Origin of the sequence: uncultured Sanguibacteroides sp., from assembly GCF_900543425.1 — a bacterium.
Classification (GTDB): domain Bacteria; phylum Bacteroidota; class Bacteroidia; order Bacteroidales; family Marinifilaceae; genus Gabonibacter.
In genome coordinates this window covers 86,129-112,335 of sequence record NZ_UQRQ01000006.1, presented here as the reverse complement: position 1 = coordinate 112,335, position 26,207 = coordinate 86,129, and the positions used below count along the sequence as shown (strand labels likewise).

The window sequence follows — 26,207 nt, the reverse complement described above, 5'->3', positions numbered from 1 at the left end:
TCAAAGAGGCGAATGGAACAAATCGAGTCTTTATATATTCGACGTACCCTTAACGGAGAAACTGCCGCTTTCGGGCAACTGGTAGAACAATACAGTCAACGTATTTTTTTACTCGTCCTGCGTATCGTACGTTGCAGGGAAGACGCGGAAGAATTAACGCAAGATGTCTTTTTAAAGGCTTTCCGGCATTTAAATACCTTTAAAGGAGATTCCAGTTTCTCTTCCTGGCTTTATCGAATAGCTTTCAATACAGCTATCTCTTTCGTCCGAAAAAAGAAAATGGAATTTGTCTATTCAGAAGAAAAATTTATGGATAATCTCTTAGACACGGATAAAGAAGCAGAACAAAATGAAGAAGCAGATTTAATGGAAAAACTGGAAAAAATCATTCCACTTTTACCACCTGAGGAAGTCGCCCTGCTCACACTCTATTACACGGACAATCGAAACATCGAAGAGATCGCACTTATTTTAAGTCAGACCACTTCCAATATCAAAGTAAAACTGTTCCGTATCCGCAAAAAATTATACACCTTATTGAATTCAAATTAAAACCGGAAACATGGCAAAAGAAGAGATACAGGATAAAGAATTGAAAAAACTATTCCAACTTTCAGAACGGGAAAAACTTTCGGAAGATTTTAACAAAAGACTCGTGCAAAAAATAGTCCGGGAAACGTATCGCAAAGAACAACGGAACACGATAAAAAGCATGTCTCTTTTAGGAGCTTTTATCCTATTCACCTTAATTTTAATAAGATTCACTCTCCGTTATTTTTCCATCTCTATTCCATTACCTTCTTTTAAGGAACAGGCAGAACTATTAGTACCGTTAATCGCCATTTCTTTTATCCTCATTCTATTGCTCAGTCTGGATTATTGGTTAAGAAAAAAATTTCTACGCCCGTAATAGAAAGATTGACGATTTCGGATTGTAGATTGACGATTTGAAGAGGGTAAGATCAGAATCTTAATCATAAATCGTAAATCAAAAATTAATTTACAAGCTACAATTTAAAATTGTCAATTCTTTTATCTGTTTAGCCACTGTTTAAATTCCTGAATTCGGTCTGTACTGACAATCGATTCGATACCATCGGGAGGAAGCGGTGATAAAATAATTTTGATCCGGCTATTGGAATAACGAATCATCTCTTTTATCGCCGCAAAATTAATAATAAACTTGCGGTTTATTTTAAAAAAATGGAGCGGATTCAATTTGGTTTCTATACCGCTTATGGTCTGATCAAGGATATAGTTCTGTCCATCCCGGGTAAAAAGAATAAGGTATTTCCCGTCTGCCATAAAATAAGCTACTTCCTGAACCGCAATGGATCTCATCTTGGCTCCGACGGTCACTAAAAAACGCTCTTGGAAAACAGACAAGGAAGCTGCCGGAAAGGGAACGGAATCGGGACGAAGTGCTTCCAGCTTTGATAATGCACGTTGTAGCTCTTCCTTGTCAAACGGTTTTAGTATATAATCAATCCCTTGATATTTAAAAGCTTTCAATGCATACTCATCATAAGCTGTAATAAAAATAACCGGAACGTTGACTTCTACCTGTTCGAAAATATCAAAACTTTGCCCATCACCTAAATGAATATCCATAAAGATCAAATCCGTCCGGTTCTTTTTCAGCCATTTCACACTATCCGCTACCGAGTCCAGTTTCACTTCTATTTTTATATCCGGAGCAACCTCCTTTAGCATTACTTCCAATTCAGTTGCAGCCAAATATTCATCTTCAATGATAATAGCATTCATATCTATCCATTTTTAATTCAGAGCCCTTGCCCTTCCCTTTTTACAAAAATAGATAAAAAAATAACGATTAACAATTGTAAATTAAAAGATTCAGAGATTAAAAAGATTGACGATTTCGGATTTTAGATTTACGATTTAAAGAGGGCAAGATCAGAATCTTAATCATAAATCGTAAATCTTAAATCAAAAATTAATTTACAATTAACAGAGAAAAGGGATAAAACGAGAGGGCATAAACAGTGAACGGCGAGCGTCGCGTACGGTTATCGGAACGCCCGGACGACGGATTGTTCGAGCGAAGCAAGTCCCGGAGGACAGTGAACGAAAAACGTCTACGCAACCGTCGGGAACGTCCCAGCCCCCGAGGAGTTATCCCTTCCAATTGTAGATTGACGATTTCGGATTGACGATTTAAAGAATCAAGGGATTCTGGGATTAAAGGATTCAGTGATTGAGTGATTGGGGATTAAGAGATTAAAAAGATTGACGATTTAAAGAGGGTAAGATCAGAATCTTAATCGTAAATCAAAAATTAATTTACAATTGATTAAAGAGAACGGGATTAAGGGATTAAAAAATACGATTTTTGAATTCAGGGATCTTATAGACATTATTAAAATTAAAGATTAGATGAAAATAACACTATTAACAGGAGTTTTATTAATGATCGGAGCCTCATTATGCGCTCAGACGATCACGGAAAAAGAGTTAAAAGAGATTCAGGGAAGCTTTAAAAAAGATCCTTCCACGAAGGCAATCCAAAATATCTTGACAAACGACAAGAATATCCGGGATAATGCCCTTAACCGGGAACTTCAGGGCAAAATAGATCACTATTTCAAGTATCGGGTAGATGTCAAAGGAATCACCGATCAGCATAGTTCGGGACGCTGCTGGATGTTTACTTCCATGAACGTATTACGTCCAGGCATCATTAAAAAATACCATCTGAACGATTTTGATTTTTCTCATAACTATCTCTATTTTTGGGATATGTTCGAAAAATCCAATCTTTTTCTGGAGAACATCATCGCTACTGCCAACAAACCGATGGATGACCGGGAAGTGACCTTCTTCTTTTCCGCACCGGTGAACGATGGCGGAGTATGGAATTTGTATTACAATTTAGGAGAAAAATATGGAGTTGTGCCCAAATCCGTCATGCCGGAAACGGCCCATTCCGACAATACGGCAGCCATGGGTTCTCTTATCAACGAAAGACTTCGTAAAGGCGGTTATACCTTACGGGAAATGGCTGCTCAAGGTAAAAAGTCAAAAGCTTTGGAAACCGAGAAGATCTCCATCTTAAAAGACATATATCGTATTTTAGCCCTCTGTCTGGGTGAGCCTCCCGCCCAATTTACCTGGCGGTACACGGATAAAGACGGGAATATCAAAGAACTGGCCAATTACACGCCGAAACAGTTCTACGAAGAGATCACCCCGGAAGATTATGATCCGAAAAATTACATCATGATCATGAACGACCCGACCAGAGAATATTACAAACTATACGAGATCAAAAACTACCGGAACACCGTCGAAGGGATCAACTGGGTATACCTGAATCTTCCGAACGAGGAGATTAAAAAAGCTGCTGTCGCTTCTATTAAAAACAATGAAGCCATGTACTCTTCCTGCGATGTAGGCAAGTTCCTCAACCGGGAAACAGGTATCATGGACCCAGATATGTACGACTACAACTCATTGATGGGCGTCGACTTCAAAATGGATAAAAAAGCACGAATTCTCACCCGCCAGAGCGGTTCTTCCCACGCGATGACTTTAGTAGGAGTCGACACGGATGCCAACGACCGACCGTTAAAATGGGAATTTGAAAACAGTTGGGGTCCTTCTATCGGACACAACGGTTACTTGACATTCACGGATAAATGGTTTGACGAATACGTTTTTCGTATCGTCATTCATAAAAAATACTTAAGCGATAAAGCCATTGATAGCTTAGATCAGAAACCCATGCAACTGCCGGTTTGGGATTATATGTTCTGACAATATCCGATAAAAAAGTCTTAAATGCAGTCTGGAAGAAACAAATCCAGACTGCATTTTTCATTTCACCCCTTATTTTGACCGATTTTTAAGATTATGATATCAAAAAATAGGGATCTTTCGGCAGGTACGTTTATATTTTTATAAATTTGTATCTTGGTAAAGACAAACAAGCATGGATACAATTGCGACTGTGTATGAAGCTTTCTGTAAAGGCAGGCAAATAATTACTGACTCCCGAAAAGTAAAAGAAGGAGATATTTTTATTGCATTAAAAGGAGAAAATCACAATGGCAATGCCTTTGCAGCAACGGCGATCGCCCAGGGAGCCGTACTCGCGATAATAGATGAAACGGAATATGCCACTAACGAAAGATGTTTATTAGTCCCCGACACACTTCTGTTTCTTCAGGAATTAGCTCGCCACCATCGCCGGCAACTCCGGATACCGATTCTTGGCATTACCGGAACCAACGGAAAAACGACCACCAAGGAGCTTTGTTACGCTGTCCTTTCTAAAAAATTTAAGACAGTCGCCACACAAGGAAATTTCAACAATCACATCGGAGTTCCGTTAACTTTGTTAAGCATGGATACCTCCACGGAATTGGGAATTGTCGAAATGGGAGCTAATCACCCGGGAGAGATCAAAACCTTATGCGACATTGCAGAGCCGGATTACGGCATTATCACCAATATCGGATATGCACATCTGGAAGGCTTCGGATCATACGAGAATATTATACGTACTAAAAACGAATTATACGAGGCGATCAAAGCCCGAAAAGGAACTCTTTTTGTGAATGGAACCGATAAATTGCTAATGGGATTAGCCGACAACCAAACGAAAATCACCTATGGCACTTCCGATTGTTTTGTCAACGGAGAGATCTTACAAACCATTCCTTATCTGGTTTACGCTCTAAAAACCCGCAAGGGACACCTTTACGTGAAAACCAAGTTAATCGGCGGGTATAATTTCGACAATGCCATGGCTGCCTCCGCCGTCGGACTCTATTTTGATATCGATCCGCTACGGATCAAAGAAGCCATCGAAGACTATTCACCATCCAATATGCGCTCACAGCTCGTAAAAACGAAAGATAACACGATTATCCTCGATGCATACAATGCCAACCCGAGCAGCATGAAGGTCTCTATTTCCAATTTCGCAGAAATGACAGGAGATCGTAAATTGGTAATTATCGGACAAATGCGAGAGTTAGGTTCCATGTCACCCGAAGCTCACGAAGAAGTTCTTGACTTGCTGGCAACAAAACAACTTCATCATGCATTTCTGGTCGGTGAAAATTTTGAACCGTTTGTAAATAAATATACTTTTATAAATTATTTCCCCGACACGGAAACGTTAATAGAATACCTTAAAAAAAATAAAGTGACCACCTCGTTTATTTTAATTAAGGGTTCCCGAGGAAATAAGTTAGAGAGAATTGTCGAATACCTGTAAAAAGCACAACATGAACGACAGACTTGTCATCATACCCACCTATAACGAAAAAGAGAATATTGAAAATATCCTCCGTTATGTATTCAAGCTGGAACCGTCATTCGATGTTCTGGTGATAGAGGATAACTCTCCGGATGGAACTGCTCTGATTATCAAAAACCTGCAAAAAGAATTTCCCCAACTTTTCATGATCGAAAGAAAGGGAAAATTAGGTCTGGGTACCGCTTATATTACAGGCTTCAAATGGGCATTGGAACACAACTACAACTACATTTTCGAAATGGATGCCGACTTTTCTCACAATCCCGATGATCTGGTTAAGCTTTACGAAGCTTGTCAAAGCGGAGAGGGGGATATGGCTATCGGTTCCCGTTACGTTACCGGAGTGAATGTGGTCAACTGGCCCATGGGACGAGTTCTTATGTCTTATTTTGCCTCCAAGTACGTGAAATTTATTACCGGCATGAAAATAAACGATGCCACGGCCGGCTTCGTATGTTATACGCGTAAAGTATTGGAATCCATTAATCTGGATAATATCCGCTTCAAAGGATACGCCTTTCAGATTGAAATGAAGTTCACCGCCTGGACCATGGATTTCAAATTAAAAGAGGTTCCTATTATATTCACCGACCGGACAGAAGGGACATCCAAGATGAACGGGGGAATCTTTAACGAAGCCTTTTGGGGGGTCATCACCATGAAACTCCGCAGTCTGGGGAAAAAGAAAAAAATCAACCGAAACGAAACACATTAAAATTTCGTAATCCCATCATCTATGAAAACACTTATTCAAAACGGAACATTGATTAACGAAGGAAGAATTTTCCGGGCAGACATCCTTATTGATAACGATATCATTGAAGCCATCGAGGAAGAAGGGATTAAATCTATTCCCGATGACGTCCAAATCATAGATGCAGAAGGGAAATACGTCATTCCGGGAGTTATAGACGATCAGGTACACTTTCGCGAACCGGGACTTACCCGGAAAGGAGACATAGGAGAAGGAAGCCGGGCCGCCGCCGCAGGTGGAGTCACCTCCTTCATGGACATGCCCAATGTTATTCCTCCCACGACAACGAACGAATTATTAAAAGAAAAACAACATATTGCCCGTCAAAGCTCATTGGTCAACTACTCTTTTTACTTAGGAGCGACCTTAGACAATATAGAAGAAATTAAAAAAGTTGATCCGAAGACAACTTGCGGAATAAAAATATTCATGGGTTCTTCTACGGGAAACATGCTCGTGGAGGATATAGAAGTACTCGAGAAAATCTTTGCAGAATCACCCCTATTAATCGCCACACACTGTGAAGATACTCCCGCGATCAACCGGAATTTGGAACTCTACAAACAACGTTACGGGGAAGACATTCCCCCGGCCTGCCATCCGTTAATCAGAAGTCGGGAATGTTGTTATACCAGTTCTTCATTGGCCGCACGTCTGGCCCGGAAGTATCATAGCAGATTGCACATCCTTCATCTAAGTACGAAAGAAGAACTGGAGTTATTAGATCAAGGTACACGAAAAGAAAAGCACATCACGGGAGAGGTTTGCGTACATCATCTCTGGTTCAACGATGAGGCCTATTTAAGCAAGGGAAATCGGGTGAAGTGGAATCCCGCCATCAAAACAGAAGCAGACAGACAGGCCTTGTTACAAGCCGTGAACTCGAACCGGTTAGACATCATCGCTACCGACCATGCGCCTCACCTCCCGGAAGAAAAAGCCGGGGTATACACGAAAGCCGCCAGCGGAGGCCCGATGGTTCAACACTCTTTATCCGTTATGTTGCAACTGATGGAAAACGGAGAAATAACCCTGGAAAATATCGTAGACAAAATGTGCCATGCTCCCGCGGATATTTTTCGTATACAACAACGCGGATATCTTCGAGAAGGTTACAAAGCGGATATCGTGCTTGTGGAAAGAAATCCGTGGACCGTTACAAAAGAGAACCTATTGTATAAATGCGGCTGGTCGCCCCTCGAGGGAACAACTCTCTCTTACCGGGTAAATACGACCATAGTCAACGGCCATACGGTCTACCGGGAAGGTAAATTTGACGAAACATACAGAGGGGAACTGTTAACCTTCGAGGATTAACCGAAAATCAACAATCCGCAAGCAATCAGTAGCAGAATGAATAATACATTTCCCGCCCATCTGGTACGATGAGAAATAAAGTATTGTGAAAACAGATAGGTTAAAGGGATAGCTAATATATATATTCCCCCGTGACACGAGAAGGGAACAATAAACATGGAACCTCCCACAAAGAATAGCATGGACAACATGGAAAGTAACCCTCGACGCTGCGCCACAATTACCGTGGGATAATTAATCAACACGTTACCGAAAGAAGCGAAAATCAATATTCCTATAATAATAAACACAACCGGTTTGGCCAATACGATCTGCATGAAAGGATCCCCCTCCCATATTTTATCCCAAAAACGGGTAAATAATCCATCCGAATCCCCGGACAAAAAGTAATACCCCCAAACCAAAAAGATCATGGTTCCAAATCCTAAAAAGAGAGCAACCATATCTTTCAACGTTGCTCTTCCCGAAAAGGGCAACACGACCACGGCCCACACGACAAGAGCGAGTAAATCAGGACAAAGCATCACGGAAAGAGCAATAAAAAAACCAAAATTAAATACCGGAGCATTCGTCTTAAAATAAACGATAGCCGATTGCAGACAAGCTACGGCCAAAGCAACGGAAAACGCTGCAAACAAATAGGCATTCACCCCATAATGACATAAAGCCCCGACAGTCAAGAAAGAATAAAGGAAAGAAGGTAATACGGAAACATGGGATAAAAACTTATAACGGTCAGCAATAAAAAAAAGCACAAAAGCAAGAAATAAAAGCAATAATAAACCGACATTAGCAAGCCAGAAACTCCCCGCGTATGCTTCCAAAAAAGATAACGATATTAAACCGTCCACACTACACGGCGTATACTCTCCTCCCAGCCAATAACGAAAAAATGCTATACCTATCACCAAAAACGGTAATAGATATAGCATATATATACTTTTCGACTTTATAATAGTATTCAGTCTCATGCTCTATGGCTTACTATTTACAAATCCGTCCCGATGTCTCGTCTGAAATTTTTTCCCGTAAAACGAATCTTTTCTACATTCTTATAGGATAATGCCAACGCTTCGTCTTTCGTACGACCGAAAGAACTGACAGCGATTACCCGTCCCCCGTTTGTCACGATTTTTCTTTCCGACACTTTTGTCCCGGCATGAAAAACCAAACTATCGTCCACCTCCTCTATCCCGGTAATTACCTCACCTTTCTTATAAGCTCCCGGATAACCTTCGGAGACCAGCATTACCGTCGTGCAAGACCGGGTATCCAATTCTAAAGTGATCTCCCGTATTCCTCCCCTGGCGGTAGCTTCGAATAAAGCCAATACATCCGTTTTTATCCGAGGCATAACCACTTCCGTTTCCGGGTCTCCCATGCGTACATTATACTCGATCACATAAGGCTCTCCCCCGACATTCATCAGCCCGAAAAAGATGAAACCGCGATAATCGATTCCGTCTGCTTGCAAACCTTCCACCGTCGGACGGATAATTCTTTCTTCCACCTTACGATTAAAAGCATCGTCGGCAAAAGGTACCGGGGAAACGGCTCCCATTCCTCCCGTATTCAAACCGGTATCCCCCTCTCCTATTCTCTTGTAATCCTTAGCAGATCCCAACACTTTATAGTCTTTTCCATCGGTTAAAGCAAAAACCGAAAGCTCAATCCCCTCCAAAAACTCCTCGATAACTACCCGGTTTCCCGCTTTTCCGAATTTCCCGCCTAACATTAAATTCAACTCCCTCACGGCTTCATCCAAATCTTCCAGAATCAACACCCCCTTACCGGCAGCCAAACCGTCTGCTTTTAAAACATAAGGAGATTTCATTCCTTTTAAAAAAGCAATCCCTTCCTGAAGATTATCCCGAGTTACCGTAAAGTAGGCAGCTGTAGGAATGGCATGCTTTATCATGAATTCCTTCGCAAAATCTTTACTCCCTTCCAGTATCGCTCCAGCCTTACCCGGTCCGACAAGCATCAAATCGGCAAAACGTCCGTCCGCCTCAAAATAATCCCGGATTCCTTCCACCAAAGGATCTTCCGGTCCGACAACAACCATCTCTATTCCCTTCTCCGACACGAACTCTGCCAATGCAGGAAAATCGGTCACTTGAATATCGATATTTTCAGCCAACTTCTCCGTCCCCGCATTCCCCGGGGCCACGTACAATTCGGTTAATTTCGGACTTTGATTTATTTTCCAGGCCAATGCATGCTCACGACCTCCACTACCTAATAGTAATACCTTCATCTTTTATCTTATTTAACGGTTTGTCCTTTAAATAGAAAGCTGTTAAACACATAAACTATTTTAAATTAGTACAAAGATAGTTCTTAATCAGAAACCGTTAAGCATAAATCCTAAATAAATTTGGTTTATTACGGCATTTCTCTACCTTTGTTAAAAATCAATGGCCATGACCAGATATACAACCAATGGTAATGAAGGCGAAATATTGCAAAATTTGCTCGGTCTTACCGATCAGGAGGCCATTCACAATGCAGAATTCGAAGGCTTTCTAATGGCTGAAATCATTTTCACGGAACAACTCTCTCCCCGGACGCACTTTACCGTAAAATACATCCAAAGCATTCACCGCATGGCCCTAAAACACCTCTATCCGTTTGCCGGAAAATTTCGTAGTGTCAATATGTCCAAAGGAGGTTTCGTTTTTCCGGCAGCCCGGTTTATAGCCGAAAACATGATCCGCTTCGAGCAAGAAATATTATTCAATCTTCCGGATCGCTACCCGAACAAAAAAAAACTAATTAAAGATATGGCTATCGTACACGGGGAGTTACTTTTTATTCATCCTTTTCGAGAAGGTAACGGCCGCACGGCCCGAATATTAGCCAATCTCATGGCTCGCAAACAAGGTTATCCGGGCTTGGATTTCAATCGCATCGACTTTGAACAATACATAATTGCCGTTCAGCAAGTCGCCAAACGGAATTACACGTGGATGGAACAAATTATTTCTTCTGCATTTTAAGTTTCCGATCTACCTGTTCCAATATCGTATAAGCTGTCTTTTCTTGAATTTTTATTCCTTCCAAACGAAAGGACGCTATCATGCCTTGCAATATCTCTTCTTTCACGGTAGTCAATGTTTTAACAGGCATCTCTTCTATTACTTTTTCCATGTAACAAATATACGAATTTTTCCGCTAACAACCAAAGATTTAGACACGAAATATTCTATCAAAATCCTCATTATCGGCATTTTATAAAATATTTATACGATTCTGAAACAAAGGTAGTTCCAAGATATATAAACCGATCAAAATACCTGGGGAATCCGACCACCCTGCATGGATTCGTCCACCGTATAATTTAAAAACCGATTAAACGGCAAAAGCAATTTCAACCGTTCCGCACACCTTTCTACAAGGTGATCTCCCTCCCAAAAAGCATCCGAGACATCGTTTGTTACCGTATAGTTTTTATACTTCAATAGTTCACCCTCCGGAAAATCTTTGGGAAAAGGCAAGGGCACTTTCTTTAATTTCTCTCCGTCCATATAGTAATATTTTGCGAATTCCGGCTCCCGGATAATAGAGGTGAACTCTTCTATATTGTCATATACATCCTGCCTCAACGCTTTCAACATCGCCGGAGGAGGACACCATATCCCCCCGGCGAACAGGGAACCGCCCGGTTCTATATGCACATAATAACCACCCCGGGGATCCATTTTACCTCCTCTTGCCATGAAAGCCCCTATATGTGTTTTATAAGGAGTTTTATCAGTAGCAAAACGGGTATCCCGGTATATCCTAAAGATACAATCTTTTACTGCCAACCCGTCTATTTCCGGATCAAACTTGGCAATTTCCCGAATAAGCTCGCCAATAAACTCTTCATGAAGAACCTTTATTTTCAAATAACGGGATTTATTTGCTTGAAACCATTCCCGATTATTATTCTCTTTCAGGTCGCTTAAAAAATGCAATATCTCTTTCATCGCTTTTTTCATTTTTTCGGTTCCCATTTCATCTCCTCGATATGAAGATCGTGTGCCAATTTTCTTGATAAAACAAAAAGATAATCCGACAAACGATTCACGTAACGCGTAATCACTTCATCCACCTCTATTGTTTCACTCATATCTAATATTCGACGTTCCACCCGACGACAGACGGTCCGGGCAATATGACAGGCAGACACGGCCGGATCTCCTCCGGGTAACACAAAAAATTTCATGGGAGGTAAAGCCTCGTCCATCCGATCTATCGCTTTTTCCAAAAACTCTATATCCTCCGATGTACAAGGAAGTTTCTGTTTCAAATCCGAAACCGTCGTATCTGTTGCCAGATTGGCTCCTACAACAAATAATATATTTTGAATTCGAACAATCTCTTCCATACTTTCTGCCGGAATAGGATAAGAACGAATCATCCCCAAATGAGCGTTTAATTCATCCACTCCCCCGTATGCCTCCAATCTCACGTTATTCTTAGGAACTCTCGTACCTCCGATCAATGAAGTCGTTCCTTTGTCCCCGGTTTTCGTGTATACTTTCATTTTATATTAAATTTTGATTCAAAACTCATGACCAACCGACACTTACTTCCCCTCTTTTTCAAATAATCATATTATATCTCCCTCTTTGCAACCGCTTATCGAAGAACAACATACCATACCACATCATATCAATCGAAACCGTACTTTCTTTTCTCCATTGTCTCCACAACTGAGCATTCAACGGTTTTTTATAAATATCCGTAATAATAACACAAAGCGGTCCGTCTTTTCGCTCTTTCAACAAAGACTCCCACGCCGAACTCCAAACCCGATCAAGTTCCCGTCCTAAAAATATCATATCTAACGGGGCTCTACCGAGAGATGACAGTTCGGCTTTTTCATATTTTTCCTCCTTAAACTCCTTTCCCTTATAAAACAGATGCATATCCTTGGAAACAGCTTCCAGATAAGAGATTACGAACGAATTTTCCAACCCTAACAACAAGACATTCCGATAAGACAAATAATCCGACAAACGGAAAAGCAAACGGTATAATTTCTTTTCGTTGTTTCGCAACTTACCCCTTGCTTCTATTCGCTCAAAATCATAATAGACGGTTCTCTCTTTAATCACATTTGTAATCAAATCGAATACAAAAGGAGAGTGAACACCAAACCCTCTTTTATGCCTGAAGCGAATGGCATGTTTCACTCGTTGTTTCAAATAATTATACATCTCAATTTTTCCTCGTCAATATTGAAAACGACCTTGTCGTTCTTTCATTCAAAACTCCGAACAACGAAATTAAAATTTATTCCCGACTTGCTCAACAAAGTCATCTATTTTTTTTATTTTCGTTCGACAAATAAAATATAAACTTATCCTCTCTACATTGGAAATAGCCGGATTAAATATTAAATTTTTACCTGGAGTAGGCCCTAAACGGGCTTCTTTGCTCGAACAGGAATTAAATATTTGCAGCTACGAGGATATGCTTTATCATATTCCTTATAAATACATCGATCGTACCCGTTTATACACGATAAGAGAGCTAAACGCGCAACTACCTTATATCCAAATCAAAGCAAAGATATCTCGCCTGACAAGCGTCGGAATCGGGAAACAAAAACGAATGGTGGCAATAGCGAATGACGGTACGGGCGAACTGGAACTCATTTGGTTTAAAGGATACAAATACTTAGATAGTCAAATTTTACCCGATAAAGAATACCTGATATTCGGGAAACCGAGCGTATTCAATCAACAACTAAACATCGTTCATCCGGAAATAGACCCATATGAAGCAAATGCCAGGCAACTGGTAGGATTTCAGGCCGTTTATCCTACCACGGAAAAAATGAAAAAAAGCTTCCTCACGTCGAGGAGCATCAGTAAGATTCAGGCAAACATATTCAAAAATCTGAATGGACGCATCCCGGAAACTTTACCGGCATGGTTCATCAAAAAGTACAACCTGATCTATCTACACGACGCCCTGTTCAACATACATTTCCCAGAGAATCCGGAGCTACTCCGAAAAGCACAATATCGGTTAAAGTTCGAAGAACTATTCTATATCCAATTGAATATTCTTAAACTGAAGTTCAATCGTAAGGCTTCATTTAAGGGACATCCGTTTCATATCGTGGGAGATTTTTTCAACAACTTCTACCATAACCTCCTCCCGTTTCCTCTGACAGACGCTCAAAAACGAGTGATCAAAGAGATCCGGCTGGATTGCGGTTCCGGCAAACAAATGAATCGTCTTCTTCAAGGAGATGTGGGAAGCGGAAAAACATTGGTAGCCGTCATGTGTATGTTGATTGCCCTGGACAACGGTTATCAGGCTTGTATTATGGCCCCGACAGAAATTTTAGCCGCTCAACATTATGAAACCATCACGCAAATGTTGAAAGACACGCCTATTAGCGTAGCTTTGTTAACAGGCTCCACTAAAAAGAAAGAACGGGAAATCATACATGAAGCGTTAGCCGACGGACGTTTACAGATTCTCGTCGGAACCCATGCCTTATTAGAAGATGTCGTATGTTTTAACAACGTGGGCCTGGTCGTCATTGACGAACAACACCGTTTCGGCGTAGCACAACGTGCCAAATTATGGCAAAAAAACAATACACCTCCCCACATGCTGGTTATGACGGCAACCCCTATCCCCCGTACTTTAGCCATGACCCTCTACGGGGATCTGGATGTTTCCGTTATCGACCAACTCCCTCCGGGAAGGAAGCCGATTACCACTTACCACACGTTCGAGAGTAAACGAAACGACGTTTACAAATTCATTTTAAAAGAACTGGAAGCAGGCAGACAGGCTTATATCGTATACCCTCTGATTTCCGAATCCGAAAAAATGGATTACAGAAACCTGAAGGAAGGCTATGAACACGTTTATCAATTTTTCGCACCTCGAGGATACGAATCCGTTATTGTTCACGGGAAGCTCAAACCGGCAGAAAAAGAGGCTCAAATGCACTATTTTGTTTCGGGAAAAGCTCAAATACTTGTTGCAACTACGGTCATTGAAGTGGGGGTAAATGTCCCCAATGCCTCGATTATGGTCATCGAAAGCGCAGAACGATTCGGTCTCTCCCAATTACATCAACTCCGGGGACGCGTAGGAAGAGGAGCCGATCAGTCTTATTGCATTCTGATGACCTCCTACAAGCTTTCCAACGACTCCCGCAAGCGAATAGAAACCATGACCTCCACAAACGACGGCTTTGAAATAGCCGAAGTTGATCTGAAACTAAGGGGACCGGGAGATATCGAAGGAACCCAGCAAAGCGGGTTAAGCTGCAACCTCAGGGTAGCCAATCTCGGAAAAGACGGAATAATACTCAACGAAGCCGCCCAAGCCGCCAGCACCATCCTCGAAACTGACCCCAACCTTTCAAAAGAGGAAAACCAGGTATTCGCATCCCAGGTCAAACGACTTTTCAAAACTAAAATCAATTGGAGATATATCAGCTGACAATTGACGATTGTAGATTAAAATAGCACATCGCACCCGTCCCCGGGTGCTACAAAAAAAACGCCATCTGAAAAATCAAATGGCGTTTTTTGTATAATAAAAACTAAAATTAGTTTGCTTGCTCTACGACTTTGAACATTTTCTTCGTAGACTTCATCACCTTCACTTTATTCTGGCCATCCATCAAATACCAAGCTTTCTCTGCCGGGAAATATTGGAATTCAGCTTTGGCATCCGTATTTTCACTGGCAACAGACATCTTATTTAAAGATTTAGTTACAGTATAAGAATTTCCAGCATATACAACCTGACTCTCTTCTACCTCACCTTCATTCATTGCTAACGGATCTTCTCCACCCCAAAACTCAATGGAATTAAAGATCAACACGTCACCCAAACAAGCCAATTCGTAAGCCGGCAGGATACACAATCCCAAAAATACCAACTCATTCACAAACTTCTTTTGAGACACTTGTTTATTCCAACTATGTAATTTTGTTGTCAAACCAAATGATCCGAAACATCCTGTAAAGGCAACTGAAGACACTCCAATCATCAGGATAGCCACCATTCTTGTAAAATTCTTTTTCATAACTCTTTTTTTAATTTAGATTGTGTTAAAGTATTAGATAAAAAGTAAATGTAACAATTATTTTTTTTATCACTTCTTTTTATAGAATTTTTTTGGTTTAATCATCAATTCCGGACGTAATAAATTATCCAACTCCTCCTTTGTCAACAACCCTTCTTCCAAAACCAAATCATAAACACTTCTCTTTTCTTGCAAAGCACGTTTGGCGATACGAGAAGAATTCTCATAACCTAAAGTAGGATTCAACGCCGTCACAATACCGATACTATTCATCACCAGTTCTTTGCAATGTTCCGGATTTGCAGTAATACCGTTAACACACAAAACTCTCAGGCGCTCCATCACTTTAGTCAACATTTGAATGGAGTTAAACAAAGAATATACAATAATCGGTTCCATAACATTCAACTGTAACTGACCTGCCTCTGCTGCCATCATAACAGTCGTATCGCTACCAACCACGTTGAAACAAACCTGATTTACCACCTCGGGAATAACCGGATTAACTTTACCGGGCATAATAGAAGAACCGGGTTGCATAGGCGGCAAATTGATTTCGCCCAAACCGCATCTCGGACCACTTGATAACAAACGCAAGTCATTACAAATCTTTGACAATTGAACGGCTAAACGTTTCAATTCGGAAGAATAACTTACACAAGCACCGGTATCCGGAGTTGCAGCAATTAAATTCGGAGCCAAAACAAACTCCTCACCGCTAATGATACGTAACTCGCGCGTACAGATTTCAGAATATTCCGGTTCAGAATTAATTCCGGTTCCGATAGCCGTAGCACCCATATTTTGTTCCAAGAACAACCTGGAAGCGTCATTCAATCTCTCGATATTCTCTTCCAACGTAACAGCAAAAGCTTCAAACTCCTGTCCTAATGTCATAGGCACGGCATCTTGCAGCTGAGTACGTCCCATTTTCAACACGTCTACAAACTCTCTGCCTTTGGCTCGGAAAGCCTCTACCATCAATTTCAACTCAGCTACCAAATCTTTATTCATCAGGATAATAGCCAAATGGAAAGAGGTTGGATAAGCATCGTTGGTTGATTGAGACAGATTGACATGATTGTTCGGATGACAATATTGATATTCGCCTTTTTGATGCCCCAACAACTCCAAGGCCCGGTTAGCAACCACTTCATTAATATTCATATTCGTAGAAGTTCCAGCACCACCTTGTACCATATCAACCGGGAATTGATCATGCAACTTACCATCAATTATCTCTTCACAAGCGGCCGTAATCACATTCGCGATCTCTTTCGGGATTAAATCCAACTCCAAATTCGCCTTAGCTGCAGCCCATTTTACCATGGCCAAAGCCTTCACGTAATTCGGAAAATCACCAATATGACGTCCACTAATTCCCGCAAAGTTTTCAATAGCTCTCAAAGTCTGTACTCCATAATAAGCATCCATGGGCACCTCTTTGTTTCCTAACAAATCATGTTCTATTCTTGTTTTCATAATCCTGTTATAATTAATTATTTCCAATACGTTTATTACTTACTTTAGTTTCATTATGAATGGGAACTCTTTTATATAGAATTATATTCCCGATTTTCCATTAAAAACGAACCGTAAAAAATTAATCCGGCAAAGGTACAAAAGAGAAACGACAAAACGAATTTTTTTGTAGAAATTATCAAAAGTATGTAATAACAAAAACAACTATATACCAATAAGATAGATTACACATTAACAAAAAAAAGTCCTTCATAGGACTTTTTTATATCATTAATTTCGAGATAGGAATCATTCGAACGAACCGGATTCCGATGCCAAATCATTTAAAGGTTTAAAACGATCGGGAACCGTCTGCCCCTCATCCTCCGAGAAATAAGGGAATACATCCATAAAAGCCGTATCTGCAAGGGATACGATTTCAAAAGGAACTACATAAGTGGACAAACTCTTTTCCAAATTTTCCAATGCCCGATTAATATTCGCTCCCGCTACTAAAAAATACTGGAAAGCCCTCTTTTCCTTACCGGTAAGCTGATCGGCATCGATAATCGCGATCTTGGCCTTAAACCATTTGTCATCGTTTCCATCATTAGACTCTACTAATTCCGTAACGTTTGACTTTTTTAATCCGGCAATATAGAAATCTCCTTGGATCATAGAGGCTAACGCTTCCGTGATACGACTCTCTGCTTCCGTATAAGAGATAGCATCCAAAAGATACATCTCAGAAACCTTCTTCTCCTTTCCATCTTCCGTCACCTTCGTATACTTAATCTTGCATTCAAACCAATTTGCTGTCATATGTTCTATTTTTATTTACACAATAATGGACGTCAAAGATAGCATAAAAAAAAACGAGGAGATTTCGATTTCCTCGTTTTTTTTCATGATTGAATCAATCAATATCTTCTTTCTGATCTCTCGGAATTATATCCGCCACGACGCTCGCGGTTAAATCCGCCACGGTTTCCACCGCGGTTTCCGAAATTCGGTTTATCCGTTCTCGGTTTAGCCACATTCACGTTGATTACCTTACCATCATATTCAGCCTGATTCAACTCGTCGATAGCTTTCTGACCTAACGTATCGTCAGCAAGTTCAACAAATCCGAAACCTCTGGATCTTCCGCTTTCGCGATCCATAATTACTTTTGCAGAAACGATTTCGCCATAATCCGCAAACAACTCTCTTAAATCAGCATCATCGATACTGTAACTTAAATTTGAAATGTAAATGTTCATTAAGTAAAACTTTAATAATAAATACCTTATTCAATTGAGTGCTTTAGATTGATAAAAAGTCTACTTAACGATACATAATACATGAAAGGCAAGTACTTTAAAAACAACGAACTCAACTCAATCTTGCGACAAAGATAAGTCTATATTCTAATAAAACAATGCTTCTTTCAAAATTATTTCCTTAAACATCATTAATTATGATCTACTATCTCTCAGTACATTATTCCAAATCATTAAAATAGGTAACAAATTTTTCGTGAGGTACCGACACGCATACGCGGGAATACGCACTCGCGTACGTTTGCCGCGTCTTGGTAAAGAAATCAAGAGATACGGCCCCTATATAATGACGCAATAACTCCTCTTCACTCCGGTTTACGATTACGAAAATTCCTTTAGGAACCGTTCCCTGATAAAATTCATCAGCTAAGAGTTCCCTTTGTTTCAGGTAATCAATATTTAACGCAATATCCCGGGTCGTCTTTGTTTTAAAGTCCGTTACAGCCCTTCTTCCCTCCGGAGTCGTTAATAAACGAAGTACCAATTCCTGTGCAAAACCGTTGATCCCATTGGTATTATACATGATCCGGACTTCCAGCTCGTCATGTAATTCTTTATTTGGGGTATATATAAAGCCCAACCGCTGCCCGCTTAATCCCACGGACTTACTAAAACTCTCGGTGATAATTACATTCTCCATCTCCATCAACCTCACGTAATAATCATCCCGCCTGTCCATAAAAAGACGACGGTAAGGACAATCGTAATACACAACGACTCCGGCATCATTCAATTGTCGGATGATGTCAAGCTGTTGTTCATCATCGTGTTTATCCCCTAACGGATTACTCGGGTCACTAATCAGAACGGCATTACCCTTCAACTCTTCAAGCATCCCCGGAAGGTCGGCCTGACTGTAGTATTCGGCATTTTTCACATTCCGAATAGTCAACATCTTATAATAACATCCCCAGTAATAGGCAGGCAAATATAATTTTTCGATGCAAACCGTTTGTGCAACGAGATCCAAGGCATGCATCCCTCCTGCCGTGATCAAGATACGATCGGAGGAGGATTTTCCCATAAAAAACTCTTCATTAATTGCAGCCCTCAACTCCGGACGACCGGCTCCGTGGGGATAGACCTGTATCTCCGGGGAATTAAAATTGATTCCCTTTACAACTTCCGTCAAATCGATCGGAACGACCTGATTTACTCCCCGGTTCAGGGGTAGATATTCTTTCCCGTTTACCCGGGTCAATTCCTTTAAATTCTCTCCTATTTGTACAATTCTGGAAAGAACGGCTCCACTTCTATTTACTTTCATAACTATTCCGTTTAGCACTCCTTCAACCGTGCATTAATCAAATCCCGATACTCAAAATACAACTCTTCCAGTAATGGCATTTTCTCTACGAAAAAAGCGTATATTTTTTCCCAATCCCCCGTGTTATATAAATTTACCCCTGGCAATTCGAAAAAAATCGCACTCACCCGATGGCCTTCTTCTATTCCCTCGTACTCCTCCTCCCACATCAATTCCGGACCACACACGCCGGCAAACAATTTCCGGTAAGCAAGAAAGCATTCATAAATTTCAAAACGACGTAAATCATTCTTATGATCTATTTGAAACAAGACCAACGCTTTCCGTTCATCCGCAAAAAATTTCAATTGCACGGATTTTATCTTTACTCCGGTCAATATCCAACGCCGATCAATATGCTTTTTCCGGCAATAGGATTTAAACCCTTGCCAAAAACCGATTCTTATCGCTTTTGCCTCCTCTTTTGTAAACATAAAATTCTACTTTTCGGACCGACAAATATACAGGGTTCTCATGAAATGCCCAAAGCCTGCTTCATATGTTCTACATCCGTCCCGTGTAACATATCGATCAACTGATCGAATATCATATGGAAACCAAACTCTCCGTCGACCATCGCGTTCACGGCATCTTCCTTGCTGATTCCCAAAAAAAGGATCTGATACATGGCACAAACGGCCCCCGTTCGGTCGGAACCGTGCCAACAATGAATCAGAATAGGTCCTTCCCTGTCCCGGATGACACGCATCGCCTCCAAAAGGTCATCCTGATTCATTTTAGAAGCTTTCATCCTCAAACGATGCAATTTTATATCGGTTCCCCTTGCTTCATCATTATCATTATGACGACTGCGCAAATTCAAAACCTCTCTGATACCGAATTTTTCAAGAGCCCGAAAATCACGATAAGAAGGTTGATCCGATCGGTAGACATCTTTATCAACCCGATAACAATTTTTCAGCCGACTCCCGGGAACCGTTATTTTTTCTACCATAACCTTATTTTTATCGAATACAAATTTATATATTTCCCTACAGCTGAAAAAGAAATATCCTATTAAAGAACAACATTTTTTATATATTTGCTGGAGATTCAACCACGCGTATATGTTGACATTAAAATATTATTCCGATAAAATTGAAGCCGGTTGCGATGAAGCCGGACGAGGATGCTTGGCAGGTCCTGTCTTTGCCGCAGCAGTAATACTTCCCGACCACTTCTCCAACGAGATGTTGAACGACTCGAAACAACTATCCGAAAAGAAAAGAGACGAGTTGCGCTTGATTATAGAACGGGAAGCATTGGCTTGGGCTGTTGCCAGTATCGACAACGAAGAAATCGATAAAATCAATATTTTAAACGCTTCTATCAAGGCTATGCAGAAAGCCTTGGGAATGCTTTCCATCCGACCGGAACACATTCTTATCGACGGGAATCGCTTCAAGCCGTACGAGGAGATTGAATATCATTGCATCATAAAAGGTGACGGGAAATACATGCCTATTGCCGCGGCATCGATCCTGGCAAAGACACACCGGGACGAATACATGAAGAACCTGCACAAAGAGTATCCGGTTTATGACTGGCAACACAATAAAGGTTATCCGACCAAAGAGCACAGGTCCCAAATCCGGATACACGGGATCACTCCTTTCCATCGGAAGACATTCAATTTAACAGATCAACAACTGGAATTGAATTTTAGTGATTGAGAGATAAAAACAATCGTATCAATTTCATTTTTAATATATCATTATGGCTCTCATTAATTCAATTATATCTTTATTTTCATCCAAACGATTATCACAAATCGATTATTTCAAGGCAAATCCCGTGCAAACCCAGGAAGAAACCTTGCAAAATCTCTTGCAAACGGCGAAAGATACGGAATACGGAAAAAAATACGATTTTGCCTCCATATGGACGACAGAACAATACCGGGAAAGGCTTCCGATTATTCACTATGAAGAGATCGCACCCTATTCCGAACGTTTAATGAACGGAGAACAGAATTTACTATGGCCGGAACCGATTACCTGGTTCGCCAAATCTTCAGGTACCACAGCCGCTAAAAGCAAGTTCATCCCCGTTAGTAAAGAAGCTTTGGAAAACTGCCATTTCCGGGGAGGAAAGGACGTCATCTCGCTTTTTAACCGGAACTACCCGGATGCACAAGCATTCGGGGGAAAGACGCTGGCTTTAGGCGGAAGTAGCGAGGTTTCCAGCATAAACTCCAATTGCCAATACGGGGATCTCTCCGCCATTCTGATTTCAAACACCCCATTCTGGGCCAATCTAATGAAAACTCCGGATCAATCCATCATGTTGATGAGCGAATGGGAAGAAAAAATCGAAAAAATCTGCGATGTAACCATAAAAGAGGACGTGAGATGCTTAGCCGGTGTCCCCAGCTGGTTTCTAACTCTAATCAACCGCATTCTGGAACGTACAGGCAAAAATAACCTCCATGAGGTATGGCCCAATTTAGAGTTATTCATCCACGGGGGGGTCAGCTTCTCCCCCTACCGGGAACAATACAAACGACTCCTTCCCAACCCGAAAATGAAATACATGGAGACCTACAACGCCTCCGAAGGATTTTTCGGAATTCAGGACGATCCGGGCGATTCATCCATGTTATTGATGCTCGACTACGGAATATATTACGAGTTCATGCCCACCAGCGAACTGGGAAAAGCCAATCCCCGTACTCTTTCGCTAAAAGAGGTCGAAACAAATGTAAACTATGCCTTAATTATTTCGACAAACGGAGGATTATGGCGTTATATGATCGGAGACACAATCCAGTTTACCTCTCTGAAACCTTATAAATTCAGGATCACGGGACGCACAAAACTATTTATCAACGCTTTCGGGGAAGAATTAATTATAGACAATGCAACCCAGGCCATGGATGAAGCTTGTCGTCAGATGCAATGCAATATCATAGACTTTACCGCCGCCCCGGTTTTTATGGAAGAAGGAAAAAAAGGAGCGCACGAATGGATTGTCGAATTTGAGACTCCTCCTAACGATCCGGAAGCTTTTGCCGAGATACTGGACAACGAACTAAAGAAACTCAATTCCGATTACGAGGCAAAAAGATACAAAGATATGTCCCTTCGACGATTGATCATTCACGTCGCCCGTCCCAACCTGTTTAACGATTGGCTCAAAGAAAAAGGTAAACTGGGAGGACAGAATAAAGTACCCCGTCTATGGAATGATCGTTCCCATTTAGAAGAATTATTACGATTAAACAACAAAAAATAAAACAGAACGTAATCATTCCTTAGAGCATTTATAATCTTTTTGTCTATCATTTTTAACGATCAGATCGTTAAAGAATATACTTTTGTAAAAAAAATATCTATGAAAAAAACAACTATTTTAACAACAATCGCAACAGTATTGGTACTGTTAGGCTGTAAAAGCAACACGGGAAATTTAGCTCAATTAACAGCTAACAAATGGCAACTAAAAGAGATGAGTGTGGAAAATAAAAAGGTAGTACTCCCGGAAAGAGTTCCTTCCGTAGAGTTTGCCGATTCCAATGCCATGTTCGGATTCTCCGGTTGCAACCGCTTTTTCGGTAAATACTCCACCGAAGGAAACACCATCAAAATCACACCGGGAGGAAGTACCATGATGGCCTGCCCCGATCTGCAATTCGAGGATCAATTTATGAAAGTATTCGCCCAAATGACCTCTTATTCCATTACGGATAAAGAATTAAAATTAACGGACAAAGCAAAAAAGCAGACATTGATCTTTGTTCCTCAAAAAGAAGAACAACAAATAGGAGTGGCAAACGATGAACACGGATGTAACGCTGCAGCCGGGTATACTTGGTCGGAAGTATCCCAAGAATGCATCCGTCTATTCGAATCGGGTATTCGTATGCTTTCCGAACAAAACCCGGAAGCCTCAAATGCAGCTTTTATCGTTTTCGCACCGGACTCCTCCAAAGTCGAACTTTTTTTGCCCGGGGAGGAGACTCATCCGATCTTAGACAAAAGAAGTCTTCCCAAAGGAGGTAGCGCCTGGAACATAGAAGATGACGATACTTACAACGTCAGAAGAGCCGACGGTAAATGGATCATCGAAAAACGGGGAGAAACCTTGTTCGTACAAGACCCGAACGGCCCTGTCACCGTTACCTACTTGGGAGGAAACGGCAAGACCAAAATGTTGTATCAAATCACGGTAACCTATTTCCCCGATCAGGAAAAAGCAAAGGTTCAATACGACGACCAGACCTTCGAATTGACCCAGCAAGTTTCAGCTTCCGGTTTCCATTACAAAAACGATCAAGTGGACTTAATCGGTAAAGGTAAAGAGATCCAATTCACCCTTCCCGACGGAATGATCTTAAAAATGAACGAAAAATAATAAATAAAGCCTCCCTTAGCAAAGGGAGGCTTTATTTATCGGGTTAACGGGAAAACAATAATTCCCGGTATTTAGGCAAAGGCCATATCTCATCATCTACCAACAACTCCAATTTATCAATATGATAACGGATCTTCTCCAAATAAGGACGCACGTCAGACGTATATGCTTCAGCCCGCTTAACCTCATCCGATATGGTATTAGCCTGTTTCCTGGCTTCAGTCATATCGGAAACCATCGTTTGTATTTTTCGGATATGCAAAGAGATAGTCCGAATCATTTCCAACTGAATTTCAACGATTTCTTCATCTGCAAATACCGCTTTTAAGCCGTTCACGTTATCCAAAAGCGTATTTTGGTATTTTATGGCAATCGGAATAATATGATTCAAAGCCAAATCCCCCAATACCCTCGATTCGATCTGCAATTTTTTCAGATAAATCTCATTTTTTATCTCAAAACGAGCCTTTAACTCCCGCTCACTCAACACCCCTAAATTCACGAATAAACGACGGGCTTTATCCGACAGGTAAGCCTTCAGGGCAGGTACGCAATCCGTATCGGTAGACAAACCTCTCCGGGCAGCCTCTTCCCTCCATTCCTGTCCATAACCATTCCCCTCGAAGCGAATGGACTGGGACTCTATGATGTACTTGCGTAATATCTGAAATATCGCTTCATCTTTCTTCACGCCCTTATCAATCAAGGCATCCGTCTCCTTTTTAAACAATACCAGCTGTTCTGCCACAGCCGTATTCAAAACAATCATGGGACCTCCGCAGTTCGCGGAAGAACCCACGGCCCGAAATTCAAAACGATTACCGGTAAAAGCAAAAGGAGACGTCCGGTTTCTATCCGTATTATCCAACATAATCTCCGGAATTTTTCCCACGTTTAATTTTAACTCGGTCTTTTCATCGGGACTCATTTTTTTGGAACTTACCTTCTCCACCAGCTCGTTCAACACTCCAGACAAATAGGCTCCCAAGAACACGGACATAATTACGGGAGGAGCCTCCTCTCCTCCTAAACGGGCCTCGTTCCCCTGCGATACGATACAGGCTTTGAACAAGTCCGAATATTCATGTACCGCCTTTATGGTCGAAACCAAAAAAATCAAAAACTGCATATTTGACTTCGGGTTACGTCCGGGTGACAACAAATTCACCCCCGTATTCGTCATTAACGACCAATTATTATGCTTTCCGGAACCATTCACCCCTTTATAAGGTTTCTCGTGTAAAAGAACCCGGAAATCATGTCGCCTCGCCACCTTCTTCATGGTGGACATCAACAATTGATTGTGATCGACAGCCAAATTCGCCTCTTCGAATATCGGGGCACATTCAAATTGGTTCGGCGCCACCTCATTATGCCGGGTCTTAATAGGAATTCCCAGACGATGGCACTCGTATTCCAACTCCTCCATAAAAGAAGTCACCCTTGCCGGGATAGAGCCGAAATACTGGTCTTCCAACTGTTGATCCTTTGCCGATGAATGCCCCATCAATGTCCGTCCACACAACTTCAGATCGGGACGAGCGTTATACAAAGCTTCATCTACCAAAAAATATTCTTGTTCCCATCCTAACGTAGCAATCACCCGATTCACGTCCTTATCAAAATATTGGCAAATATCCACAGCTGCTTTGTCAATCAAGGCCAAAGCTTTTAACATCGGAGTCTTAAAATCCAACGCTTCTCCGGTATAAGCCACAAACACGGTCGGAATACACAAGGTCCGGCTATTAATAAAAGCCGGAGAACCCGGATCCCATGCCGTATATCCCCGAGCCTCGAATGTATTTCGAATCCCCCCGTTCGGAAAACTCGAAGCATCCGGTTCCTGCTGTACCAAAACCCGGCCATCAAAGGATTCGATCACGTTACCGTCAGGCAGGACATCCACGAAAGAATCATGCTTCTCGGCCGTTGCACCGTTCAACGGATGAAACCAATGCGTGTAATGGGTGACTCCCCGCTCTACCGCCCATGCCTTCATAGCTGCAGCCACCTGATCCGCCAACCCTCGGTCAATACTGGTTCCATCGAACATAATGCGCTCTAATTTTTTAAACGCTTCAATAGAAAGATAATGCCTCATTTTTTCCAAAGAAAAAACATCTTCCCCGAAAATTTCCGAACACCTGGGCCAAGCTTCTCCCGTTATTGGCTTTCGTTCGGCCAATTTCTCCAAAGCCATGAATCTGATTTTTGCCATAAATTGTTTTATTTAGATACAACCCCTATATTTTCAGGGGTCAAATATATAAAAAAGTAATTAATTTGATCATTACCCCCTATATTTTTATCAATATATCACTAAAAAATAATTTTAAAGCACCACACCC

The 26,207-nt window shown here is 41.2% G+C and carries 26 protein-coding genes; 11 read left to right on the top strand and 15 right to left on the bottom strand.

All coding sequences use genetic code 11. The features are described 5' to 3' along the window. Positions 1-12 precede the first annotated feature (12 nt). Positions 13-552, top strand: coding sequence for an RNA polymerase sigma factor (locus QZR76_RS04870; RefSeq protein WP_041504864.1), 540 nt, complete (start codon positions 13-15; stop codon positions 550-552). A 10-nt stretch (positions 553-562) separates the two neighbouring features. Further along, on the top strand, positions 563-910 hold the full coding sequence (locus QZR76_RS04865) for a hypothetical protein (RefSeq protein WP_294140904.1): 348 nt from the start codon (positions 563-565) through the stop codon (positions 908-910). 122 nt (positions 911-1,032) lie between these two features. On the opposite strand, the gene QZR76_RS04860 is transcribed toward QZR76_RS04865, so the two are convergent. Further along, positions 1,033-1,767 (bottom strand): LytTR family DNA-binding domain-containing protein, encoded by a 735-nt coding sequence (locus QZR76_RS04860; RefSeq protein ID WP_294140902.1) that lies wholly within the window; start codon positions 1,765-1,767, stop codon positions 1,033-1,035. Between the two features lie 630 nt (positions 1,768-2,397). Here QZR76_RS04860 and QZR76_RS04855 point away from each other — a divergent pair. The 4 genes from QZR76_RS04855 to QZR76_RS04840 all read left to right on the top strand — a co-directional run bounded on the left by QZR76_RS04855 (position 2,398) and on the right by QZR76_RS04840 (position 7,358). Continuing rightward, positions 2,398-3,777, top strand: a complete 1,380-nt coding sequence (locus QZR76_RS04855; RefSeq protein WP_294140900.1) for a C1 family peptidase — start codon at positions 2,398-2,400, stop codon at positions 3,775-3,777. A gap of 175 nt (positions 3,778-3,952) precedes the next feature. Continuing rightward, positions 3,953-5,245, top strand: a complete 1,293-nt coding sequence (murF, locus tag QZR76_RS04850; protein WP_294140898.1) for a UDP-N-acetylmuramoyl-tripeptide--D-alanyl-D-alanine ligase — start codon at positions 3,953-3,955, stop codon at positions 5,243-5,245. A 10-nt stretch (positions 5,246-5,255) separates the two neighbouring features. Beyond that, positions 5,256-6,002, top strand: coding sequence for a polyprenol monophosphomannose synthase (locus tag QZR76_RS04845; RefSeq protein WP_294140897.1), 747 nt, complete (start codon positions 5,256-5,258; stop codon positions 6,000-6,002). Between the two features lie 21 nt (positions 6,003-6,023). Further along, complete coding sequence (locus QZR76_RS04840) at positions 6,024-7,358, top strand: dihydroorotase (protein ID WP_294140895.1); 1,335 nt, start codon at positions 6,024-6,026, stop codon at positions 7,356-7,358. On the opposite strand, the gene QZR76_RS04835 is transcribed toward QZR76_RS04840, so the two are convergent. Continuing rightward, positions 7,355-8,290 carry a hypothetical protein gene (locus tag QZR76_RS04835; protein ID WP_294140894.1) on the bottom strand — a complete coding sequence of 312 codons (936 nt, stop codon included), beginning with the start codon at positions 8,288-8,290 and terminating at the stop codon, positions 7,355-7,357. The genes QZR76_RS04840 and QZR76_RS04835 overlap by 4 nt on opposite strands. Before the next feature lie 56 nt (positions 8,291-8,346). After that, positions 8,347-9,615 (bottom strand): phosphoribosylamine--glycine ligase, encoded by a 1,269-nt coding sequence (purD, locus tag QZR76_RS04830; protein WP_294140892.1) that lies wholly within the window; start codon positions 9,613-9,615, stop codon positions 8,347-8,349. 166 nt (positions 9,616-9,781) lie between these two features. On the opposite strand from purD, the gene QZR76_RS04825 reads away from it, so the two are divergent. Beyond that, positions 9,782-10,357, top strand: a complete 576-nt coding sequence (locus QZR76_RS04825) for a Fic family protein (protein WP_294140890.1) — start codon at positions 9,782-9,784, stop codon at positions 10,355-10,357. Here the strand turns inward: QZR76_RS04825 and QZR76_RS04820 are convergent. The 4 genes from QZR76_RS04820 to QZR76_RS04805 form a co-directional block, all read right to left on the bottom strand. Continuing rightward, complete coding sequence (locus QZR76_RS04820) at positions 10,338-10,508, bottom strand: hypothetical protein (protein WP_294140888.1); 171 nt, start codon at positions 10,506-10,508, stop codon at positions 10,338-10,340. The genes QZR76_RS04825 and QZR76_RS04820 overlap by 20 nt on opposite strands. 137 nt (positions 10,509-10,645) lie before the next feature. Then, complete coding sequence (locus QZR76_RS04815) at positions 10,646-11,329, bottom strand: DUF2461 domain-containing protein (RefSeq protein WP_294140886.1); 684 nt, start codon at positions 11,327-11,329, stop codon at positions 10,646-10,648. An 8-nt stretch (positions 11,330-11,337) separates the two neighbouring features. Next, positions 11,338-11,889 carry a cob(I)yrinic acid a,c-diamide adenosyltransferase gene (locus QZR76_RS04810; RefSeq protein WP_294140884.1) on the bottom strand — a complete coding sequence of 184 codons (552 nt, stop codon included), beginning with the start codon at positions 11,887-11,889 and terminating at the stop codon, positions 11,338-11,340. A 58-nt stretch (positions 11,890-11,947) separates the two neighbouring features. Continuing rightward, the gene (locus QZR76_RS04805; RefSeq protein ID WP_294140882.1) at positions 11,948-12,565 is read right to left on the bottom strand and encodes a hypothetical protein; all 618 of its coding nucleotides are present in this window, start codon (positions 12,563-12,565) and stop codon (positions 11,948-11,950) included. 157 nt (positions 12,566-12,722) lie between these two features. Between QZR76_RS04805 and recG the strand changes: the two genes are divergently transcribed. Then, a complete protein-coding gene (gene recG / locus QZR76_RS04800) occupies positions 12,723-14,822 on the top strand; it encodes an ATP-dependent DNA helicase RecG (protein WP_294140881.1) in 2,100 nt (699 codons plus the stop codon). A gap of 109 nt (positions 14,823-14,931) precedes the next feature. On the opposite strand, the gene QZR76_RS04795 is transcribed toward recG, so the two are convergent. From QZR76_RS04795 to QZR76_RS04765, 7 genes are all read right to left on the bottom strand, one after another. Further along, the gene (locus QZR76_RS04795; protein WP_294140880.1) at positions 14,932-15,414 is read right to left on the bottom strand and encodes a DUF3332 domain-containing protein; all 483 of its coding nucleotides are present in this window, start codon (positions 15,412-15,414) and stop codon (positions 14,932-14,934) included. A 69-nt stretch (positions 15,415-15,483) separates the two neighbouring features. Beyond that, on the bottom strand, positions 15,484-16,896 hold the full coding sequence (gene aspA / locus QZR76_RS04790) for an aspartate ammonia-lyase (RefSeq protein ID WP_294140878.1): 1,413 nt from the start codon (positions 16,894-16,896) through the stop codon (positions 15,484-15,486). 288 nt (positions 16,897-17,184) lie between these two features. Next, positions 17,185-17,697: a DUF4494 domain-containing protein gene (locus QZR76_RS04785; protein WP_294140876.1), complete on the bottom strand. Its 513-nt coding sequence runs from the start codon at positions 17,695-17,697 to the stop codon at positions 17,185-17,187. Between the two features lie 98 nt (positions 17,698-17,795). Beyond that, positions 17,796-18,137, bottom strand: a complete 342-nt coding sequence (locus QZR76_RS04780; protein WP_041502883.1) for an RNA-binding protein — start codon at positions 18,135-18,137, stop codon at positions 17,796-17,798. Positions 18,138-18,357: 220 nt separating this feature from the next. Beyond that, the gene (locus QZR76_RS04775) at positions 18,358-19,464 is read right to left on the bottom strand and encodes a pyridoxal phosphate-dependent aminotransferase (RefSeq protein ID WP_294140874.1); all 1,107 of its coding nucleotides are present in this window, start codon (positions 19,462-19,464) and stop codon (positions 18,358-18,360) included. Positions 19,465-19,475: 11 nt separating this feature from the next. Beyond that, positions 19,476-19,937 carry a DUF4268 domain-containing protein gene (locus QZR76_RS04770; protein ID WP_294140872.1) on the bottom strand — a complete coding sequence of 154 codons (462 nt, stop codon included), beginning with the start codon at positions 19,935-19,937 and terminating at the stop codon, positions 19,476-19,478. Between the two features lie 38 nt (positions 19,938-19,975). Then, on the bottom strand, positions 19,976-20,458 hold the full coding sequence (locus QZR76_RS04765; RefSeq protein WP_294140870.1) for a tyrosine-protein phosphatase: 483 nt from the start codon (positions 20,456-20,458) through the stop codon (positions 19,976-19,978). A 112-nt stretch (positions 20,459-20,570) separates the two neighbouring features. On the opposite strand from QZR76_RS04765, the gene QZR76_RS04760 reads away from it, so the two are divergent. The 3 genes from QZR76_RS04760 to QZR76_RS04750 all read left to right on the top strand — a co-directional run bounded on the left by QZR76_RS04760 (position 20,571) and on the right by QZR76_RS04750 (position 23,856). Beyond that, a complete protein-coding gene (locus tag QZR76_RS04760) occupies positions 20,571-21,176 on the top strand; it encodes a ribonuclease HII (protein WP_294140868.1) in 606 nt (201 codons plus the stop codon). 43 nt (positions 21,177-21,219) lie between these two features. Then, on the top strand, positions 21,220-22,737 hold the full coding sequence (locus QZR76_RS04755; protein WP_294140867.1) for a GH3 auxin-responsive promoter family protein: 1,518 nt from the start codon (positions 21,220-21,222) through the stop codon (positions 22,735-22,737). 99 nt (positions 22,738-22,836) lie between these two features. After that, positions 22,837-23,856, top strand: coding sequence for an META domain-containing protein (locus QZR76_RS04750; protein WP_294140866.1), 1,020 nt, complete (start codon positions 22,837-22,839; stop codon positions 23,854-23,856). Between the two features lie 43 nt (positions 23,857-23,899). Here QZR76_RS04750 and QZR76_RS04745 read toward each other — a convergent pair whose 3' ends face one another. Next, positions 23,900-26,077, bottom strand: a complete 2,178-nt coding sequence (locus tag QZR76_RS04745) for a glutamine synthetase III (protein WP_294140865.1) — start codon at positions 26,075-26,077, stop codon at positions 23,900-23,902. Positions 26,078-26,207: the final 130 nt, after the last annotated feature.

Excerpts from the sequence above, each read along its gene's own strand:
- QZR76_RS04870 (WP_041504864.1), top strand. The coding sequence starts at position 13 with ATGGAACAAATCGAGTCTTTATATATTCGACGTACCCTTAACGGAGAA.
- QZR76_RS04865 (WP_294140904.1), top strand. The coding sequence starts at position 563 with ATGGCAAAAGAAGAGATACAGGATAAAGAATTGAAAAAACTATTCCAA.
- QZR76_RS04860 (WP_294140902.1), bottom strand. The coding sequence starts at position 1,767 with ATGAATGCTATTATCATTGAAGATGAATATTTGGCTGCAACTGAATTG.
- QZR76_RS04855 (WP_294140900.1), top strand. The coding sequence starts at position 2,398 with ATGAAAATAACACTATTAACAGGAGTTTTATTAATGATCGGAGCCTCA.
- murF (WP_294140898.1), top strand. The coding sequence starts at position 3,953 with ATGGATACAATTGCGACTGTGTATGAAGCTTTCTGTAAAGGCAGGCAA.
- QZR76_RS04845 (WP_294140897.1), top strand. The coding sequence starts at position 5,256 with ATGAACGACAGACTTGTCATCATACCCACCTATAACGAAAAAGAGAAT.
- QZR76_RS04840 (WP_294140895.1), top strand. The coding sequence starts at position 6,024 with ATGAAAACACTTATTCAAAACGGAACATTGATTAACGAAGGAAGAATT.
- QZR76_RS04835 (WP_294140894.1), bottom strand. The coding sequence starts at position 8,290 with ATGCTATATCTATTACCGTTTTTGGTGATAGGTATAGCATTTTTTCGT.
- purD (WP_294140892.1), bottom strand. The coding sequence starts at position 9,615 with ATGAAGGTATTACTATTAGGTAGTGGAGGTCGTGAGCATGCATTGGCC.
- QZR76_RS04825 (WP_294140890.1), top strand. The coding sequence starts at position 9,782 with ATGACCAGATATACAACCAATGGTAATGAAGGCGAAATATTGCAAAAT.
- QZR76_RS04820 (WP_294140888.1), bottom strand. The coding sequence starts at position 10,508 with ATGGAAAAAGTAATAGAAGAGATGCCTGTTAAAACATTGACTACCGTG.
- QZR76_RS04815 (WP_294140886.1), bottom strand. The coding sequence starts at position 11,329 with ATGAAAGAGATATTGCATTTTTTAAGCGACCTGAAAGAGAATAATAAT.
- QZR76_RS04810 (WP_294140884.1), bottom strand. The coding sequence starts at position 11,889 with ATGAAAGTATACACGAAAACCGGGGACAAAGGAACGACTTCATTGATC.
- QZR76_RS04805 (WP_294140882.1), bottom strand. The coding sequence starts at position 12,565 with ATGTATAATTATTTGAAACAACGAGTGAAACATGCCATTCGCTTCAGG.
- QZR76_RS04795 (WP_294140880.1), bottom strand. The coding sequence starts at position 15,414 with ATGAAAAAGAATTTTACAAGAATGGTGGCTATCCTGATGATTGGAGTG.
- aspA (WP_294140878.1), bottom strand. The coding sequence starts at position 16,896 with ATGAAAACAAGAATAGAACATGATTTGTTAGGAAACAAAGAGGTGCCC.
- QZR76_RS04785 (WP_294140876.1), bottom strand. The coding sequence starts at position 17,697 with ATGACAGCAAATTGGTTTGAATGCAAGATTAAGTATACGAAGGTGACG.
- QZR76_RS04780 (WP_041502883.1), bottom strand. The coding sequence starts at position 18,137 with ATGAACATTTACATTTCAAATTTAAGTTACAGTATCGATGATGCTGAT.
- QZR76_RS04775 (WP_294140874.1), bottom strand. The coding sequence starts at position 19,464 with ATGAAAGTAAATAGAAGTGGAGCCGTTCTTTCCAGAATTGTACAAATA.
- QZR76_RS04770 (WP_294140872.1), bottom strand. The coding sequence starts at position 19,937 with ATGTTTACAAAAGAGGAGGCAAAAGCGATAAGAATCGGTTTTTGGCAA.
- QZR76_RS04765 (WP_294140870.1), bottom strand. The coding sequence starts at position 20,458 with ATGGTAGAAAAAATAACGGTTCCCGGGAGTCGGCTGAAAAATTGTTAT.
- QZR76_RS04760 (WP_294140868.1), top strand. The coding sequence starts at position 20,571 with ATGTTGACATTAAAATATTATTCCGATAAAATTGAAGCCGGTTGCGAT.
- QZR76_RS04755 (WP_294140867.1), top strand. The coding sequence starts at position 21,220 with ATGGCTCTCATTAATTCAATTATATCTTTATTTTCATCCAAACGATTA.
- QZR76_RS04750 (WP_294140866.1), top strand. The coding sequence starts at position 22,837 with ATGAAAAAAACAACTATTTTAACAACAATCGCAACAGTATTGGTACTG.
- QZR76_RS04745 (WP_294140865.1), bottom strand. The coding sequence starts at position 26,077 with ATGGCAAAAATCAGATTCATGGCTTTGGAGAAATTGGCCGAACGAAAG.